Genomic DNA, 17,387 nt, shown 5'->3' on the forward strand with positions numbered 1-17,387 from the left:
TGTCGCGTCCAGACTTTCTTTCCGGCGAGCGAAAAGTCGAGATCACGCAGTCGATTTCCTGACGATATCTTCGATACGCTCCCGGATTGCACACTCCGCGTTCGGAACGCTTTGCGTCTGCGGATGTAACCCTGCGTTCCGGTACATTCAAACAGCGCATCCATTAAGGTGATGTCGTTCCGCTCGCCTTGATCCTGCGTCAGGAGATGGTGAACCATGATCATTTTCACAAGTTTTGTTTTTGCGCTCATCGGCCTGTTTCTCGGCGGTGGCGGCGTCTGGCTGATCACATTGGGTGGCAGCTGGTATTACCTTCTTGCAGGCATCGCATTTCTTGCGACCGCCATTTTAATCTTTCTCCGAAATCCGCTTGCGTTCTGGGTCTACGGCCTGACGATCCTCGCTTCGCTCGTATGGGCGCTCTGGGAAGTCGGCTTCGACTGGTGGCAGCTTGGCACACGTGGCGGGCTGATCGTGCTTCTTGGCCTCTGGATGTTACTGCCATGGGTGCGTAAACCGCTTGTTGCAAACGCGAGAGATGAAACAGTCGCCAAAGGAGCAGCCTGGCCGACGGCCATCGCAGCAGCCGTTGCAATCGTTGTTGCCGGGGTTTCCCTGACGACAGACCCTCACGCCATTTCCGGAGAGCTTCCGGGCGCACGCAATTCCGGTGCCGCTCCTGCGGAGACAGTTCCCGCTGGCGAATGGCATGCTTATGGCCGCTCGGAAAAAGGCCAGCGCTATTCGCCACTAGACCAGATCAACACCGATAACGTTGCCAATCTCGAGCTTGCCTGGCAGGCCCGCACCGGCGACATGAAAGTGCCCAATGATGTGGTCGAGACCACCTATGAAAACACCCCACTGATGGTGAATGATACGCTCTATGTGTGCACGCCGCATAGCTGGGCGATGGCGTTTGACGCCAAAACCGGCGAGCAGAAGTGGAAATTTGATCCGAAGATACCGGTCGACGGCAACCGCCAGCATCAGACCTGCCGCGGTGTCACCTATTACGACGACCCCGACATTGCCGAAGGCCAACGCTGCAAGCAGCGCATTTATCTGCCGACTTCGGATGCAAGGCTGATTGCGCTCAATGCCGCCGATGGCACTGTCTGCGAAAGTTTCGCGGATAACGGAACTCTGCACCTTGAGCAGAACATGCCCTACAAAACGCAAGGGTATTATTATTCAACTTCGGCGCCTCTGGCGATCAACGGCAAGATCGTCGTCGGCGGATCAGTGAATGACAATTATTCAACCGATAGTCCCTCGGGCGTGATCAGGGCCTACGACATTGATACCGGCGAACTGCTGTGGAACTTCGATAGCGGCAACCCGACCCAGACAGAGCCGATCGGCCCTGACGAAACCTACACCAAGAATTCGCCGAACAGCTGGTCGGTGATGTCGGGCGACAGCGATCTTGGTCTCATCTACGCACCGATGGGCAATCGCACACCGGATCAGCTTGGCATGAACCGTTCTCCCTCTGAGGAGAAGTATTCATCCGGCATTCTGGCACTTGATGCAGAAACCGGAGAGCCCACCTGGTTCTTCCAGGGTGTTCACCATGACCTTTGGGATATGGATGCCCCTGCCCAGCCTGCTCTTCTTAACCTGACCATTGATGGCGAGAACATTCCTGCCCTGGTCGCGGCGACGAAACAGGGCGAGATTTTCGTGTTGAATCGTCAGACCGGCGAACCTGTACTGCCGGTGGAAGAGGTTCCGGCGCCACAGGAAGGCGCAATTCCGGAGGAAAAGGCGCTTTCCCCGACGCAACCGGTTTCTGCGCTGTCCTTCAAGCCGCCGAAGCTGACGGGCAAGGACATGTGGGGCGCGACACCGCTCGATCAGCTCGCATGCCGTATCAAACTGAAGCAGTACAACTATGAAGGCCGATATACGCCGCCGTCCACCAGCGGAACAATCGTCTATCCGGGCAATTTCGGTACGTTTAACTGGGGATCTGTCGCAATAGATCCGGAGCGCCAGATCATGTTCGGTATGCCGGTCTACATGGCCTATACATCAACCCTGATCCCGAAGAGCGATCCGAGCGCTCCAACTGAAGGTATCAACTCCAATAATGGCGCACCCTATGCCGTTGCCTTCTCCACACTGCTCGGCCCTCTGGGTGTTCCTTGCCAGGCGCCACCATGGGGCTATGTCGCAGGCGCAGATCTGACCACGGGTGACATCGTGTGGAAACATAAGAACGGGACCATTCAGGACATGAACCCGCTGGGTCTCAAGATCAAAATGGGCGTTCCCGGCATTGGTGGTCCGATTGTCACCAAGGGCGGCGTCGCCTTCCTCGGCGCAGCCATGGACAACTATCTGCGCGGTTACAGTGTCACGACCGGTGAGCAACTCTGGGAAGCGCGCCTTCCTGCTGGGGGGCAGGCAACGCCGATGACCTATGAAACCAGTGACGGCACACAATATGTGGTTATCGTGGCTGGCGGGCATGGCTCCGTCGGCACTGAAAGCGGTGATTACATCATGGCCTATAAACTGCCGGAAAGCTGATCTTTCCTCGTCAACAATACAGGCGTCGCCTTCGAGCGGCGCTTTTTTCGTGCAGATATCGAACGGAGTGTTCACTGGTTTCCGGTGCGCCCAGAAAGTGATGATTGTTGACTATCATCACAATAGAGTATTTAAGGCACTTAGAACCCGCCAGCCCGCAATGCGCCCGCGCTTTACATATCAAGCGGACGACTGGTCCCGTAGTTCATCAAAAGTCTATTCTATGAAATACGTTAATACGCTGACTATGGCGATTGGGCTGGCCTGCATCACGGCGCTTGCTCCTCTCGCGACCGATATGTATTTGCCAGCCCTTCCGCTGATTGCAGATGCCCTCAACACAACAGATGGCGCTGTCTCCTACTCGGCCATGACCTTTTTTGCAGGATTTACGGTCGGACAGCTCTTCTACGGCCCGATCTCGGACCGCGTTGGACGCAAGCCTGTAGTCTATTTTGCGCTCGGCCTGTTCATCCTCGGCTCACTCGGTACGATGCTGTCGCAGTCCATCGAAACGATGCTCATCTGGCGTTTTATTCAGGGCCTTGGAGGTTCTGTTGGCATGGTGACATCCATGGCCATGGTGCGCGATCTCTATACGGGCCAGACAGCCGCCAAACTGCTTGCGATCATTATGATGATCACCGGTCTTGCTCCTATTGTCGCGCCTATGGTCGGCAGCCTGATCCTGCTTGTCGCAGGGTGGCGCTCGATCTTCGCATTTTTCGTCGCTTTCGGTATTTTCTCTCTGCTTTATATCCGCTTTATTCTGCCGGAAACGCGCATGGAAGAACTGAGGCAGAATTCTCGGCCCGGCCATGCTGTTATCCACTATGCGCGCCTTCTGACCAGTTCGCATTTCATCCCCTTTGCCGGAACACTGGCTTTGGCGCAGGGTGCATTCTTCGCCTATATCGGCGGCTCATCAGCTGTCTTCATCAACATGAAAGGTCTGTCACCCCAGATGTTCTCGCTTGCTTTCGGATTTAATGCCATCGGCATGGCCGTTGGCGCTCAGGGCGGCGCACGGCTGATCGGTCCGCTCGGTGCGCGCACTGTGGCACGCATTGCCACCTGCACCTACGCGATTTCTCTGACGTCGCTTCTGGCGCTTGAACTGACGGTTGGCACTGAGCTCTGGATGATGATGACTTTGTTCTTCGTTGCCATGATCGCCATGGGCGCAATCCTGACGAACTGCAACATGCTGGCGATGGAAGCGCACGGACAGATTGCCGGTGTCGCAGCGGCGCTTGCCGGTGCGCTTGGCTTTGGTTTCGGCGCAATCGGCACGGGCCTTGTGAGCGCATTTGCAAACGGCACGGCAGTTCCACTTTTCGCAATCATGTCAGGCTTCGCGATCATGGCTGCACTGGTGGCACTGACCAGCTTCGGGCGCGAAAAAGTGCACCCAATGGCACACCCGGAACACCAATAAAGCCCGTAACGCGCCGGACGCGGCTTTTGTTCCCGCCCGGCGCAAAGGTATTTTGACATTTTTCAGGTTGCCGAAAATGGCCTTGGCACCTATGTATTTGGCAAGCGCCAAATCACAAAGTTAGGCTGCCAAAAGGAGTATTGAAGATGGCTTTTGAACTTCCTGAACTGCCCTATGCATATGATGCACTCGCACCATACATGTCGGCTGAGACCCTGGAGTTTCACCACGACAAGCATCACAACACCTATGTGACGACCGGAAACAAGCTGGCTGAAGAAGCTGGTCTGGGAGACCTTCCCGTCGAAGATGTCATGGTCAAGGCATACGGTTCCAATCAGGCACTCTTCAACAATGCTGCCCAGCACTTCAATCACATGCACTTCTGGAAGTGGATGAAGAAAGACGGCGGCGGCAACAAGCTTCCGGGTGCTCTGGAAAGCGCATTTGCTTCTGACCTCGGCGGGTTCGACAAGTTCAAGGCTGACTTTACCGCGGCCGGCGTCGGCCAGTTCGGTTCGGGCTGGGCATGGGTTGCTGTCAAGGATGGCAAGCTTGAAATCATGAAGACACCAAACGGCGAAAACCCGGTTGTTCACGGCGCCAAGCCGATCCTCGGCGTCGACGTCTGGGAACACTCCTATTACATCGACTACCGCAATGCGCGCCCGAAATATCTTGAAGCTTTTGTCGACAACCTTATCAACTGGGACTATGTCGCAGAGCTTTACGAAGCTGCAACGAAGTAAGTCTTCGTTCTCGATTTTCAGAAAAAGCCCGGCCACAGCGCCGGGCTTTTTTGTTTGATCCTGCGGCCATGCGATCAGAGCACCGCGTTTCAAACACCAGACCTGATCATATCGCGGATCTTCACAGCCTTTTCGAAATGATCAAGTTTATGGGTTTTAATCCACCATTCTGCCGCTTCCATCAGAAGCTCAGGATCGTCATTTTTGTTGGCAAAGAAGGCATAAAAAGAAAGACCGACCGCCTCGCCTTTTCTGGCGATCTTCTCTTCGCAAACGGCTATAATCTTTTCACGCAGTTTCGCACGCATGCGACCTCACCTTCGCAGTTCGCCATTGGCTTGCACACATCTGAAACGGATGGCCCAGACGTTCGCATTCAGTCGCGCGCGTGAACAAGCCCGGGAAGAACCCGGCTTACCGTCCGCTCAATCACATCGACCAGCACCATGGTCTGGTGATCGACTTCGATATTGATCGGGTCCCCGGCTGCGTAGTGCGAAAAGGTTGTCTGACGCAGGGTCTCGGGGATAAGATTGATGGTGAAGAGGTTGTCTTCGACCTCGGCCACGGTGAGGCTGCAGCCGTTTACCGCCAGATACCCACGCGGAAAAATGTACTTTGCCCAGTCTTCGGGAACACGAAAGCGGATCAGCGCACCATCGTCAGCAATATGAACCTCCTCAAGCACCGCCGTCGTGGCGATGTGACCGGCAATGACATGACCACCGTTTTCGTCAGTCATTTTCGCTGAACGTTCGACATTGACGCCATCGCCTTCAGAAAAGCGACGAAGGTTGGTGCGCTCCAGCGTGGCGTTCATGGCATCAAAAGTTACTTTCTGGCCCTCCATGCCGGTAACGCTGAGACACACGCCCTCCACATTGACGCTGGCACCAATCTTCAGGTCGGTGAGAAGCTCAGGCGTAAATTCAATCGTAAAGGTCCTGCCACCGGGATATACCTCGACGGCAACCAGAGGCCGGACAGCCTGCACAATTCCTGTATACATTCGAAATAACTCCTGAAACCTCTTTTAAGAAGGCATAGAGCGGATCAGTTTCAAGGGCAACGCGGATTGCGCTATGCCGACCTCTTGAGCGGCAGAGAGAAGGCGTTCTCAAGCGCCAACGACAGCCAGCCGCTCAACTGCTCATCCGTGCAGTCATCGGCATCGACATGATAGAACCCAGTCATTTTTCGCCCGCCCTGCTCCATTGGTTGCAGGGCACCAAGCCGGGCGGCAGCGTCTTCACGTCCCTTGCCAACGCGGAAAAGGTAGTGGCGGATACCGGTTTTCGTACGACTGGCAGCACCCACCATATGGCCATTCACCATGAAACATATGCCACCAAACATCTTCTTTTCGCTAAGGCCTTCCAGCCCTTCAAGGCGTATCCGAAGACGATGGGCAAGCTCTTCATCAATGGCCATGAAAACGCAGTCGCCTCGTCAACTCTTTTTCGCTTTCTTCTCGTCTGCCTTCTCCGCTTCCTTTTCAGGAAATTCCGGTGTGCCTGCCAGAAAACGTGTGAAAGCATGATAATAATCCGGATGCCAGCGCGAAAGCGGTGGCCGGTTTTCCACGATATCACCGGCGGCCCATGCGATGCGCTTTTCATCGGTTGCGCGGTCAACCTCTCCATCCGGGCAAAGAATATAAAAATCGCCTGCATCAAGCCGCTCAAGCATGAAGTCGACAGTCTGTTCCGGCGTCCAGGCGCCGTCCGGTTTTTCCGTCCGGTCACCGGACGTCAGCGGCGTGAACACAAAACCCGGAACGAAAAGATGAGCGCTGACCTGGCATTTTTCACGGTTCCGCAAATCGTGCTGCAACGCTTCGGTGAACGCCTTCACTCCAGCCTTGGAAACATTGTAAGCCGGATCGCCGGGCGGGGTGGTAATCCCCTGTTTTGAGCCGGTATTGATGATCACCGCCGGTTCGCCGTGGGCAATCATTTCCGGACCGAACAGACGCGTTCCATTGATAATCCCCCAAAGGTTTACATCAATGATGCGCTGCCAGTTGAATTGCTTGCCAAACACGGAACTGCCGGGCTGAACACCGGCATTGTTCATCAGAACATGAACGTTTCCAAATGTCTGCGATGCCATGCGCTCCAGTTCCTCAAGAGAGGAAAGGTCTGAAACATCGGTTGGGCAGGCAACAATCAATCCGTCTTTCTCGTTGGCGACAGACTGGAGCGACTGCTCGGCGCGGTTGAGCTTCTCGCCTTTAAGATCGGCAATCACCACATTCATTCCAAGCTCTGCAAAGCGCTTTGCTGCCGCATAACCGATGCCGGAAGCCCCGCCGGTTATCACTGCGGTCTTTCCGGGCTTTATCGCTGGATGATTGATGTTCATGGAAAACCTCCATTTTTAGTTGTAGCATCATGTGGGAACGGAAATGCAAAAGTGCAAGCCGGCGCCCAGCCACGCGTTCTCCTCCCGCAGCTCCCGCCACAAACGGCCCGGACCACAGCGAACGTTTTGTTCAGTTCATGAGATTTTGACGCGCACGCACATAAGTCAAGTCTTTGATTGTGCTTTGCTGCGCAGTTTTGCTTGCGTGTTATGGCAAAGGCGCTAAAACGAGGCCACAGGAAGGCCCCGAGGGGGCAACAATAAACTGAACTTGGATGACAAATGGCAACGCATAAAGACGTCAAAAAAGTCGTGCTCGCCTATTCCGGCGGTCTCGATACCTCGATTATTCTGAAATGGCTGCAGACCGAACTTGGTGCGGAAGTCGTGACTTTCACAGCTGACCTCGGACAGGGCGAAGAGCTGGAACCAGCCCGTCTGAAAGCCGAACAGGCTGGTGTGAAGGAAATCTACATCGAGGATGTGCGCGAAGAATTCGTTCGTGACTTCGTCTTTCCGATGTTCCGCGCCAATGCCGTCTATGAAGGCGTCTATCTGCTCGGCACATCCATTGCACGTCCGCTGATTTCCAAGCGTCTGATTGAAATTGCCAGGGAAACCGGGGCTGATGCCATCGCTCATGGCGCAACAGGCAAGGGCAATGATCAGGTCCGCTTTGAGCTTTCGGCCTATGCGCTGAACCCCGATATCAAGATCATTGCGCCATGGCGCGACTGGTCGTTCAAGAGCCGTACCGACCTTCTCGAATTCGCTGAAAGCCACCAGATCCAGATTTCCAAGAACAAGCGCGGCGAAGCCCCTTTCTCGGTTGACGCCAACCTGCTGCATTCTTCATCGGAAGGCCGTGTTCTTGAAGATCCGGCGATTGAAGCACCGGAATATGTACACATGCGCACGGTTTCTCCGGAGGCAGCACCGGACAAACCTACGACTATCAAGATTGGTTTTGAAAAGGGCGATGCCGTTTCCATCAACGGTGAGCGCATGAGCCCGGCAACGCTTCTGGCCAAGCTGAACGATCTGGGGCGCGACAATGGCATTGGTCGCCTTGATCTCGTGGAAAACCGCTTCGTAGGCATGAAGTCGCGCGGTATTTACGAAACGCCCGGCGGCACGATCCTGCTTTCCGCTCACCGTGCAATGGAATCGATCACGCTTGACCGCGGCGCAGCTCACCTTAAAGACGAGCTGATGCCGAAATATGCAGAGCTGATCTATTATGGCTTCTGGTTCTCGCCAGAGCGCTACATGCTTCAGGCGGCCATCGACAAGAGCCAGGAAAATGTCGAAGGCGAAGTGACCCTGAAGCTCTACAAGGGCAATGTCATCGTCACTGGCCGCGAGAGCGACAAGTCGCTTTATTCGGAATCGCTCGTGACCTTTGAAGACGACCATGGCGCTTACGATCAGAAAGATGCCGCAGGCTTTATCAAGCTGAATGCGCTGCGCCTGAGAACACTCGCCAAGCGCGATAACAGCTAAGAAACACTGCCTTATAGCGCGTTGAATGAAGCCGGGGCATCGCTGCTCCGGCTTTTTTATGCGCCACGAAAGACAATTGGCATCACTCGCGAATATTCAGGGGTACTGTTTCTTCCCCGCTATTCAGAATGGCGGCCTGAGGAACGTGGCGTTGTGCAAAAGCGAGCCAGACATAAGACAGAATAGCAATCAGCCCCATCGACGGTACAACGATCTGAAGCGCAAGAACGGGTGAACCGAGTGCGGCAGCTATGGCGCCGGTCAGAAGGCCGGAACCCATTTGCATGAACCCCATCATCGCAGAAGCCGAACCGGCAATATCCGGAAATGGCAGCAGTGCCGCATTGGTCATATAAGGCATAACGAAAGCGATCCCGAAGGCGAAACAGCCCACAGGCAGCATGACGGAAAGATAGGAGACCGGAAGAACTTCGGTTGAAACAGCCATCGCCGTTGCTGCGCAGCCAATGAAAAACAAACCGACAAGCACAAGGCGCTCGGAAGAAAACCAGCGCAACGACAGGCGAAAGACAACAGAGCCGGAAAAATAAAGCCCGGTCTGCATCAGCATGCCGATGCCATATTCTGAGGGCGTCATTCCAGCCACCTTGATCAGCACGAAAGGCAGGATCGAGGCCAGTGCGTAAAGCGTGCCCACCGAGGACGCGATTACCATGGACGCAGCCATGAAGCGGGGGCTGGAGATGATCGAGGCATAGGCAACCGCCAGCGCACGCGGTTCAGCCTTTCCAGGGTCCGGCGTTATCGTTTCCGACATCAGCATCAAAACCAGCGACATCATGAAAACACCGAAGGCAACCATCGCCAGAAAAATCGCATACCAACCCGAAACAGCGAGAATGAGCCCACCGATGGTCGGTGCGATCGCCGGTCCGACAGTCAGCATAATGCCGATCATATTCATGATCCTTGCAGCTGGTTCTCCCGTAAACTGATCACGCACAATCGCGCGTCCGACGGTCAGCCCGACAGAAGCGCCAATGCCCTGCACAAGCCGGCCGGCCAGCAGGAAATTGACATTCGGCGCCAGCGCGCAGGCCAGAGAACCGATCAGATAAATCACCATGAAAATCAGGACCGCACGCTTGCGGCCAATTGCATCTGAAAGCGGGCCGGAAACCAGCATTGCGAAGGCAAAACCACCGAAGAACAAGGATAGTGACATCTTGATCGCCGCATCCGATGTCTCAAAGGCTTCAGCCAGTGCGGGCATTGCCGGGGTATAAAGCGCCAGCGATACTGGTCCCAGCATCGTCAGCAAAGCACCGATCAGACTGGTCAGCCCCTCGCTCATCGGGGTCTTGGTGATCGGCGTTTGAGTATCCATAAATTCAGTTCCTGAAATACAATGAAGACCTGCCGCGGCGACCAAACCGCGACAAGCCATAATCGTCCAACTCTACAGCATCGTGCTTTTTGTATCCGAATGGATGCACGGCGCTCTGAAATGTGCCTTCAGACGGCTTCAAGCATATCTGCATCAGCTTCACGCCGGGAAACATTTTCCCGCATGATCTTTAACGCGGCGCGCATCGTATCGCATTGCTGCGCGTTAAGGCCGGTTTGCATTTTTCGGGTCACACGGTCCGAGCATTCACGAATGGCTCTGAGAACCGGTCCGGCTTCATCTGTCGTAATCACACGCTTTGCCCGCCTGTCAGCAGGGTCACCTTCGCGCACAACCAATCCCGCTGTCTCAAGCTTGTCGAGGTAGCGGCACAGTGTCATAGGCTCAATGCCGAGCTGCTCGGCAATCTCGCTTTGCCTTGCGCCCTGAAGAGCTGAAACACGAGCCAGTGTGCGGGCTTCACCGGGGGTGATTTCCAGACCCGCCCGCGTAATTTCGCGCTCAAAGGACTGTCGGAAAAGGCGGGTCACATCAGTCAACAGGAAGCCCAGGCGATTGATATCTGTTTTATTCGTCATTGTATTAACTTCCCTTATAATAAGCAAAACTTATTATCACATCTGACAATCTTCAAGCGGTCTTGTGCGAAGACCTGCTATGCGTCAAACACATGCGACAAGAAACCAAACCAGGCACAGGAAGGATCACGCGCCTATGACCGAAAATTTCAATCAAGCACTGGTTGCGTGGGATGGCTTTTGCGGCCTGCCGCGCTTTGACGCGATCCGGGATGACGACTTCGCACCTGCCTTTGAATGGGCTCTTGAAGATCACAACAGGGAAATTTCCGAGATCGCGGAAAATCCTGATGCACCGACCTTTGAAAACACCATCGATGCGCTGGAAATCTCCGGTGATCCGCTCTCACGTGTGACCTCGGTCTTCTTCAACAAAGCAGGCGCAGATACCAATCCTGTGATCCAGAATCTGGAGCGTGAAATCGCACCCAGACTTTCGGCTCACTATTCAAAAATCGCGGCCAACAAGTCGCTATTCCAGCGCATTGACACCTTGTGGCAGGCCCGCACCGAACTCAATCTGACAGGTGAGCAGACACGCGTTCTGGAACGCCACTGGAAAGGCCTCGTCAAATCCGGTGCCAGACTCCAGGCAAAAGAGCAGGATCGGCTGGCCGCAATCAATCAGCGGCTAGCGGAGCTGGGAACCAGTTTCGGCCAGAACGTTCTAGCCGATGAAAGCGGCTGGGCGATGTTTCTGAGCGATGAGGCCGACCTTGAAGGTCTTCCGGATTTTCTGATCGATGCGATGGCCGCGGCTGCCAGCGAGCGCGACCGGGAAGGCGCTTACGCCGTCACGCTTTCACGCTCTATCATTGAACCCTTTTTAACCTTTTCGGCGAGACGCGATCTCAGGGAGAAAGCCTTCAAAGCCTGGACGGCACGCGGAATTTCCGGTGGTGAGCACGACAATACCGGTATCATGCGTGAAACGCTGGCACTGCGTGATGAGAAGGCAAAGTTGCTCGGTTATGAAAACTTCGCCGCTTTGAAGCTGGACAACACCATGGCCAAGAAAGCCGAACGTGTCGATGACCTCCTGCTCAATGTCTGGGAAAAGGCTGTCAAAGCAGCCCAATCGGATCAGGCTGAGCTGCAGGCACTGGTGCAGGAAGAGGGCGCCAATCACGATATCGAGGCGTGGGACTGGCGCTATTATGCAGAAAAGCTGAAAGGCAAGAAATTTGACTTTTCCGAAAGCGAGGTAAAACCTTATCTCCAGCTGGAAAACATACTGGATGCCTGCTTTGCCGTTGCTGAAAAGCTATACGGCATTCGCGCCGTCGCCCGGCCGGATGAAAAGGCCTATCATCCCGATGTGCGTGTTTTTGAAATCCGCGATGAAAACGACATGCTGAAAGCGATTTTTCTCGGCGATTATTTCAACCGCGCATCGAAGCGTTCCGGCGCATGGATGAGTGCGTTCCAAAGCCAGCACAAGCTAACGCTTAAGAATGGCCGTAAAGGCGAATTGCCGATCATCTATAACGTGTGCAACTTCGCCAAACCGGCAGAGGGAAAGCCGGCACTTCTGTCACTGGACGATGCCCGCACCCTGTTTCACGAGTTCGGTCATGCGCTGCACGGCATGCTGTCCGATGTGACCTATCCTTCGGTTTCTGGAACCGGCGTCGACCGCGATTTCGTGGAGCTGCCCTCGCAGCTTAATGAACACTGGCTGACCGTGCCGTCTGTTCTGCAAAAATACGCTCTGCACTACAAAACCGGCGAGGCAATGCCGGAAGCCCTGATGAACAAGGTGCTGGATGCGGCAACCTTCAATCAGGCGTTCGCGACGATTGAATATACTGCTTCGGCTATCGTCGATATGCGGCTGCACACGGAAGCAGCGCCGCCGGAAGACCCCGTTGCCTTCCAGGGCAAAACGCTCGAAGCGCTGAACATGCCAAACGCGATCGTTATGCGTCACGCCATTCCGCACTTCCTGCATATCTTTTCAGGGGATGGTTATGCGGCAGGATACTATTCCTATATGTGGTCGGAAGTCCTTGATGCCGATGCGTTTGAGGCTTTTGAGGAAACCGGCGATGCTTTCAATTCTGAAATCGCTGAAAAGCTCAAAACCCACATACTGACCAAGGGTGGCTCGGTTGATGCGGAAGAGGCTTATCGCGCTTTCCGTGGTAAAATGCCGGGACCGGAGGCTATGCTGAAGGGCCGCGGACTTATTTAGAGCGGTTCCGCCTTTCATGGAAACGCGCAACCGCTCTATCTCTTTGTTTTGACGCATTTTCGCGGACATCAGATGTTTCCACCTGACTGCGAAATGCTCCAGATCAGAACGAATAGAGAGACCGACACAGCGGGCAGTGGGAGAAATACCAGCTTTTTCTCACTTCCTGAAAACCGTGTTTTCTCTCGACACCAAAACGCGGGGTCACTACTACAGCATCGTGCAGACGAATGGATGCACGGTGCTCTAAGTTGCAAAGCTTAAACGCTACAGTGAAAACAGCAGCGCCGGCTTGACCCAAAACACCGGAACAGACAGGCAGTTTCATTCCGCTCACAAGTGTCTGAATGAACAATCCTCCTTTCGCAAAGGAACCATGATGAGCGAATTACCACCCTGCCCTCAATGCCAGTCACCCTATACCTACGAAGATGGCGCGCTTCTGATCTGTCCCGAATGCGGCCATGAGTGGTCGGCAGAAATGGCTGAGGAGGGCGCACCTGCCTATGTCGATGCCAACGGGAATACCCTGAATGATGGTGATACTGTCACCCTGATCAAAGACCTGAAAATCAAGGGTTCATCGCAGGTCATCAAAGTTGGCACCAAGGTCAAAAATATTCACCTTGTTGAGGGAGACCACGACATTGACTGCAAGGTCGATGGCATCGGTGCCATGAAACTGAAGTCAGAATTCGTTCGCAAAGTCTGATCGCGTACCAATACCTGACCAGGCAACAAAGATGCCGTTCTTCTGCCGGAACAGCAAAAGCCTTGCGGTGAATAGCCCGCAAGGCTCATTTTTTTCAAATTACGCTGCAACCAGGCCATGCGGATCGATCACAAATTTCTTCGCGGCACCACCATCGAAGTCGGCATAGCCCTTCGGTGCATCATCAAGGCTGATCACCTGCACATTGACGGCCTTTGCAATCTCGACCCGATTGAAAAGGATCGCCTGCATTAACGCCCGGTTATATCGCATGACCGGGCACTGACCGGTGTGGAAGGAATGGGACTTGGCCCATCCAAGACCAAAGCGCAGACTGAGCGAGCCCATTTTGGCCGCGTTGTCCTGTGCGCCGGGGTCTTCGGTCACATAGAGCCCGGGAATACCGATTTCGCCACCCGCACGGGTCAGGTCCATCGCCGAATTCAACACCGTGGCAGGTTGTTCGTGGCCATGATCATGGCCGCAGCCATGCGCTTCGAAGCCGACACAATCCACAAAGGCATCCACCTCCGGCGAACCGGTAATCTCCGCCACCATATCGCTGAGTTTTACATCCATTCTCAGGTCCACAACTTCACAGCCGAAGCTTCTGGCTTGCCTGAGCCGTTCCGGGATCATATCACCGACGATAACGCAGGCCGCGCCTAAAAGCCGCGCTGAGGCGGCAGCCGCCAAGCCGACAGGTCCGGCTCCGGCAATATAGACAATCGAGCCCGGCCCGACACCCGCCGTCACACAACCATGATAACCGGTGGGAAAAATATCCGAGAGAAGCGTCAGATCCGTAATCTTCTCCACCGCCTGTTCCCGGTCCGGAAATTTCAGCAGATTGAAATCGGCATAGGGCACCATGACATATTCGGCCTGCCCGCCGACCCAGCCGCCCATATCAACATAGCCATATGCTGCCCCTGGTCGCGCGGGATTGACGTTCAGGCAGATACCGGTCTTGCCTTCCTTGCAGTTGCGGCACCGGCCACAAGCTATATTGAAAGGCACAGATACGACATCACCTTCGCAGATGAACTCAACGTCGCGCCCGCACTCGATCACCTGCCCTGTGATTTCATGACCAAGAACAAGCCCTTTCGGGGCCGTCGTGCGTCCGCGCACCATATGCTGATCCGAACCACATATATTTGTGGTGAGTATCTTCAGAATAACGCCGTGATCACATTTGCGATCACCAAGAGCCAGTTTCGGAAAATCGATCGTCTCGACCGTAACCTTGCCGGCGCCCTGAAATATAACGCCGCGGTTCGATGCACTTGCCATTGGTTTCCTCCCAGATTCCTTATGGAAATTTATCATCCTGTAGGGGGGTAGTACCTTCTGGACACAGGGATAGTGACGGGTTGATGCTTGGATGGTGCTGAAATTAAAGGAGAATATACGCTAACGGACAGGATTTCAGCGGAAAGCAAAATGCAAAAGGCGGTTCGAAAACGACGAAAATCATCGCATTCTCGATCAGAACACTATCAGAAAGCGCCGGAAGCCGCTCATTTTGCGAAATAGACCATCAAAAACGCTGCACAGCCGAAAATCAAAGGGAGCGCCTAATGCGGCCCGCTTCCTAGAAGTGGTGATCGCGGCCAAAACAGGCGCATATGTCCAGAAGGCATTTTCAACTTTCGTTACAGAACTCGGACATTCCGTCCGAGTTCACGCCTGTCTGTCCGACTTATACCAAGATACTGAAATTAAAGATAAACACACAAGATATCAAAAATTGACCAGAAAAATGAAGTCGGACATGGCGAGATACCCCGCGCAGCTCAAAACGGCGCACCGTCACAATACTCGCGCTTCATGAAATCGGCGGCCATCTTTAGTCGGTCAATCGTAGCATGATGATCCATACTCAGAAGCTTACTTTTCAAACAATCTTGACCAGCGTCCACAGGGCAGCTTCCGGCAAAGCGAAGAATTCGGTAGTCGCCACTAATGTCTAAGGTCGAGAAAAGATTGAAATCGTATTCGATTGTCGAAGTCTGACCTTCGCCGCTGGTCTCTCTAACAGCAAAGACGCACGGCTTCGACTGTTCGACCGTCACATTGCGGATATCGCTCAATCCCTCCGGGAACTCGAACCGGGCAGGAATATCCCGCGACTGAACAACAGTTCCGCTTCTGTAGGTATTGTCTATATAGCTACCCGATTGAAGTAAACTGCCATCTTCAACACCGTAAATGATAAAGGCGACGGTTTCTTCTGCAGTAGGGCGATAATCTGCCAACCCCGCGTTTGGCAGGAGCAGTAGAGCCGCAACCAAAAAAGATATCCGTTTCATTGTTTGCCCTTCGTCTATACCGGTGACATGGCGCATACGACGCGCCCCACCACGTTTACGTGTTCGATATCAACCGGATCGATTTTCCTTGGAGGGAAAGCCGGTCCATCCGCGTCAGAAAGCAACGTTATTCCTCCATCGAAATTGAGTTGGATGCGTTTGACCACCAAATCCCCAGCCAACGACAAAACGTAGACCTTCCCTTCCCGCAATTGTCGCTCATTCCTATTTACGAATATAACGGCACCGTCAGTTATGGTGGGCGACATAGAGTCTCCATCAACCATCATAATCAATGTCTGTAGTGGTGATAGCCCAAGTTCATGTAGTATGCGGCGGCTTAAGCCAATCATTTCTGCATTTCGCTCATCAAGGACAGTGAGTCCTGGACCAGCTGATACCCGCAAATCCTGAAATCTTACATTGACAATGTCTGCACCTTCGGATGGCCCTGCCTCGGTGTTTTTACTTGTGTCTCCGAAAGGGTCGCCTTCTCCAGTGATCAGCCAGTTTGTGTCGACACCGAATCGCTCACGATAAGCTGCCAGCACCGTGGCATCTGGCGTGCGCTCTCCGCGCTCATAAAATGCAATTGTGTTTTTACTAATCCCTATCATTTTTGCAAAGCTCTCCCTATCCGGATCGCCTAAGTGCTTCCGAATACTCCTAATTCTAGCGCCAAGCGGCGTTTTTGGATCACTCTCTGGCTTTGCCAATACCAAACACTAAAAGACCAGCTATGCACTTTACTAAAGTGCAATAATAGTCTATTCCTTATCTATAGCACCCCATAGCTGCGGGGTGCTGTTGTTCCAAACCAACCTAAAGAAAGCGGGCGTTGCACCGCCCGCTTTCAGGCAGGAGTTCCGTATGAGTAAACCGACCAACTGGACCTGGAAACGTATCCTCTGGCAAATCCATGAGCGCGGCATGACGCTCGAACAGCTCGCCCTTCGCAATGGCCGCAATCCGAATTCATTCCGCAAAGTCTCACGCCAGAAGAACAGCATCGATCAGCAGATCATTGCCGATTTTATCGGCACGGATGCCAAAGAGCTGTGGCCCGACCGGTACCCCCAAACGAAGTCCCGCATCTACGATAGCCGAAAATGGGGACCGTTAGAAAGTCAAAAATCAGATGACGTTTCTGACAGCAGGAGGGCAGCATGACCGCCTTTATGTCAGAACCGGTGTCTTTTTCTGACACGCCTGCGCCACTGATGACGCTTGATCAGGCGAAGGCAATCATCCTCGGATCACACGTCGACACCAATCCGGAAACATTTGAGCCAAGCGCTCTTCAACGCCGTGCGGTTCATACAATCCTGAATGCAGGGGCGGAATACGGCCCCGGTGTCTTTGGTTTCGGTCCCGATGCTGTCGTTCCAAGTTTCGATATTGAGGAAAGTTTCGCGAAGTTGAATGCCGATCAGGCCGTCATTGTAGCGCTTATCAATCAGTTTGAATTTGAACTGATGCGCTCCATCGCTTTGCGTTTTCGCGGCGTGAGGGCGGCAGCATGAGCGAATGCGCTGTAACCATCGGCGACCTTGCACGTGAGCTGCTCGCTTTTGTCGCCATCACCGCTTTTGTCATTGCAGTTTGCAAGTGGGCAAGCGCTGCATCC

17 protein-coding genes are annotated in these 17,387 nt (G+C 54.0%); 8 read left to right on the forward strand and 9 right to left on the reverse strand.

From position 1 onward, the window contains the following. Positions 1–216: 216 nt before the first annotated feature. The 3 genes from EDC90_RS11855 (at position 217) to EDC90_RS11865 (ending at position 4,725) form a co-directional block, all read left to right on the forward strand. On the forward strand, positions 217–2,538 hold the full coding sequence (locus EDC90_RS11855; RefSeq protein ID WP_132311816.1) for a glucose/quinate/shikimate family membrane-bound PQQ-dependent dehydrogenase: 2,322 nt from the start codon (positions 217–219) through the stop codon (positions 2,536–2,538). 223 nt (positions 2,539–2,761) lie between these two features. Further along, positions 2,762–3,976 carry a multidrug effflux MFS transporter gene (locus EDC90_RS11860; RefSeq protein WP_132311818.1) on the forward strand — a complete coding sequence of 405 codons (1,215 nt, stop codon included), beginning with the start codon at positions 2,762–2,764 and terminating at the stop codon, positions 3,974–3,976. Between the two features lie 146 nt (positions 3,977–4,122). Continuing rightward, positions 4,123–4,725 (forward strand): superoxide dismutase, encoded by a 603-nt coding sequence (locus tag EDC90_RS11865; RefSeq protein WP_132311820.1) that lies wholly within the window; start codon positions 4,123–4,125, stop codon positions 4,723–4,725. 89 nt (positions 4,726–4,814) lie between these two features. Here the strand turns inward: EDC90_RS11865 and EDC90_RS11870 are convergent, their stop codons facing one another. The 4 genes from EDC90_RS11870 to EDC90_RS11885 form a co-directional block, all read right to left on the reverse strand. Continuing rightward, complete coding sequence (locus EDC90_RS11870) at positions 4,815–5,033, reverse strand: DUF6500 family protein (RefSeq protein ID WP_132311822.1); 219 nt, start codon at positions 5,031–5,033, stop codon at positions 4,815–4,817. Positions 5,034–5,101: 68 nt separating this feature from the next. Continuing rightward, the gene (locus EDC90_RS11875) at positions 5,102–5,734 is read right to left on the reverse strand and encodes a riboflavin synthase subunit alpha (RefSeq protein ID WP_132311825.1); all 633 of its coding nucleotides are present in this window, start codon (positions 5,732–5,734) and stop codon (positions 5,102–5,104) included. Positions 5,735–5,805: 71 nt separating this feature from the next. Next, positions 5,806–6,156 (reverse strand): TfoX/Sxy family protein, encoded by a 351-nt coding sequence (locus EDC90_RS11880; RefSeq protein WP_132311827.1) that lies wholly within the window; start codon positions 6,154–6,156, stop codon positions 5,806–5,808. Between the two features lie 18 nt (positions 6,157–6,174). Further along, a complete protein-coding gene (locus EDC90_RS11885; protein WP_132311829.1) occupies positions 6,175–7,089 on the reverse strand; it encodes an SDR family NAD(P)-dependent oxidoreductase in 915 nt (304 codons plus the stop codon). Positions 7,090–7,371: 282 nt separating this feature from the next. Between EDC90_RS11885 and EDC90_RS11890 the strand changes: the two genes are divergently transcribed. Next, positions 7,372–8,592, forward strand: a complete 1,221-nt coding sequence (locus tag EDC90_RS11890; RefSeq protein WP_132311831.1) for an argininosuccinate synthase — start codon at positions 7,372–7,374, stop codon at positions 8,590–8,592. An 82-nt stretch (positions 8,593–8,674) separates the two neighbouring features. Here the strand turns inward: EDC90_RS11890 and EDC90_RS11895 are convergent, their stop codons facing one another. Together EDC90_RS11895 and EDC90_RS11900 are read right to left on the reverse strand one after the other, a co-directional pair. Beyond that, entirely contained in the window at positions 8,675–9,940 is a 1,266-nt protein-coding gene (locus EDC90_RS11895; RefSeq protein WP_245511035.1) for a multidrug effflux MFS transporter, read from the reverse strand. A 128-nt stretch (positions 9,941–10,068) separates the two neighbouring features. Next, positions 10,069–10,539, reverse strand: coding sequence for a MarR family winged helix-turn-helix transcriptional regulator (locus tag EDC90_RS11900; protein ID WP_132311833.1), 471 nt, complete (start codon positions 10,537–10,539; stop codon positions 10,069–10,071). A 136-nt stretch (positions 10,540–10,675) separates the two neighbouring features. On the opposite strand from EDC90_RS11900, the gene EDC90_RS11905 reads away from it, so the two are divergent. Beyond that, the gene (locus EDC90_RS11905; RefSeq protein ID WP_132311835.1) at positions 10,676–12,733 is read left to right on the forward strand and encodes a M3 family metallopeptidase; all 2,058 of its coding nucleotides are present in this window, start codon (positions 10,676–10,678) and stop codon (positions 12,731–12,733) included. A gap of 379 nt (positions 12,734–13,112) precedes the next feature. Then, complete coding sequence (locus EDC90_RS11910) at positions 13,113–13,445, forward strand: zinc ribbon domain-containing protein YjdM (protein WP_132311837.1); 333 nt, start codon at positions 13,113–13,115, stop codon at positions 13,443–13,445. Between the two features lie 99 nt (positions 13,446–13,544). Here EDC90_RS11910 and fdhA read toward each other — a convergent pair whose 3' ends face one another. The 3 genes from fdhA to EDC90_RS11925 all read right to left on the reverse strand — a co-directional run bounded on the left by fdhA (position 13,545) and on the right by EDC90_RS11925 (position 16,482). Then, the gene (fdhA, locus tag EDC90_RS11915; RefSeq protein WP_132311839.1) at positions 13,545–14,741 is read right to left on the reverse strand and encodes a formaldehyde dehydrogenase, glutathione-independent; all 1,197 of its coding nucleotides are present in this window, start codon (positions 14,739–14,741) and stop codon (positions 13,545–13,547) included. Between the two features lie 503 nt (positions 14,742–15,244). Beyond that, positions 15,245–15,796: a hypothetical protein gene (locus tag EDC90_RS11920; protein ID WP_132311841.1), complete on the reverse strand. Its 552-nt coding sequence runs from the start codon at positions 15,794–15,796 to the stop codon at positions 15,245–15,247. After that, positions 15,775–16,482, reverse strand: coding sequence for a S24 family peptidase (locus EDC90_RS11925; RefSeq protein ID WP_132311843.1), 708 nt, complete (start codon positions 16,480–16,482; stop codon positions 15,775–15,777). The genes EDC90_RS11920 and EDC90_RS11925 overlap by 22 nt, the downstream gene beginning before the upstream one ends. A 148-nt stretch (positions 16,483–16,630) precedes the next feature. Between EDC90_RS11925 and EDC90_RS11930 the strand changes: the two genes are divergently transcribed. Then, positions 16,631–16,930: a helix-turn-helix domain-containing protein gene (locus tag EDC90_RS11930; RefSeq protein ID WP_132311845.1), complete on the forward strand. Its 300-nt coding sequence runs from the start codon at positions 16,631–16,633 to the stop codon at positions 16,928–16,930. Further along, complete coding sequence (locus EDC90_RS11935) at positions 16,927–17,283, forward strand: hypothetical protein (protein WP_132311847.1); 357 nt, start codon at positions 16,927–16,929, stop codon at positions 17,281–17,283. The genes EDC90_RS11930 and EDC90_RS11935 overlap by 4 nt, the downstream gene beginning before the upstream one ends. Positions 17,284–17,387: the final 104 nt, after the last annotated feature.

It is taken from the genome of Martelella mediterranea (assembly GCF_004342225.1).
GTDB lineage: Bacteria > Pseudomonadota > Alphaproteobacteria > Rhizobiales > Rhizobiaceae > Martelella > Martelella mediterranea_B.

Excerpts from the sequence above, each read along its gene's own strand:
- EDC90_RS11890 (WP_132311831.1), top strand. The coding sequence starts at position 7,372 with ATGGCAACGCATAAAGACGTCAAAAAAGTCGTGCTCGCCTATTCCGGC.
- EDC90_RS11870 (WP_132311822.1), bottom strand. The coding sequence starts at position 5,033 with ATGCGTGCGAAACTGCGTGAAAAGATTATAGCCGTTTGCGAAGAGAAG.
- EDC90_RS11910 (WP_132311837.1), top strand. The coding sequence starts at position 13,113 with ATGAGCGAATTACCACCCTGCCCTCAATGCCAGTCACCCTATACCTAC.
- EDC90_RS11875 (WP_132311825.1), bottom strand. The coding sequence starts at position 5,734 with ATGTATACAGGAATTGTGCAGGCTGTCCGGCCTCTGGTTGCCGTCGAG.
- EDC90_RS11885 (WP_132311829.1), bottom strand. The coding sequence starts at position 7,089 with ATGAACATCAATCATCCAGCGATAAAGCCCGGAAAGACCGCAGTGATA.
- EDC90_RS11895 (WP_245511035.1), bottom strand. The coding sequence starts at position 9,940 with ATGGATACTCAAACGCCGATCACCAAGACCCCGATGAGCGAGGGGCTG.
- EDC90_RS11930 (WP_132311845.1), top strand. The coding sequence starts at position 16,631 with ATGAGTAAACCGACCAACTGGACCTGGAAACGTATCCTCTGGCAAATC.
- EDC90_RS11935 (WP_132311847.1), top strand. The coding sequence starts at position 16,927 with ATGACCGCCTTTATGTCAGAACCGGTGTCTTTTTCTGACACGCCTGCG.
- EDC90_RS11865 (WP_132311820.1), top strand. The coding sequence starts at position 4,123 with ATGGCTTTTGAACTTCCTGAACTGCCCTATGCATATGATGCACTCGCA.
- fdhA (WP_132311839.1), bottom strand. The coding sequence starts at position 14,741 with ATGGCAAGTGCATCGAACCGCGGCGTTATATTTCAGGGCGCCGGCAAG.
- EDC90_RS11860 (WP_132311818.1), top strand. The coding sequence starts at position 2,762 with ATGAAATACGTTAATACGCTGACTATGGCGATTGGGCTGGCCTGCATC.
- EDC90_RS11920 (WP_132311841.1), bottom strand. The coding sequence starts at position 15,796 with ATGCGCCATGTCACCGGTATAGACGAAGGGCAAACAATGAAACGGATA.
- EDC90_RS11905 (WP_132311835.1), top strand. The coding sequence starts at position 10,676 with ATGACCGAAAATTTCAATCAAGCACTGGTTGCGTGGGATGGCTTTTGC.
- EDC90_RS11880 (WP_132311827.1), bottom strand. The coding sequence starts at position 6,156 with ATGGCCATTGATGAAGAGCTTGCCCATCGTCTTCGGATACGCCTTGAA.
- EDC90_RS11900 (WP_132311833.1), bottom strand. The coding sequence starts at position 10,539 with ATGACGAATAAAACAGATATCAATCGCCTGGGCTTCCTGTTGACTGAT.
- EDC90_RS11855 (WP_132311816.1), top strand. The coding sequence starts at position 217 with ATGATCATTTTCACAAGTTTTGTTTTTGCGCTCATCGGCCTGTTTCTC.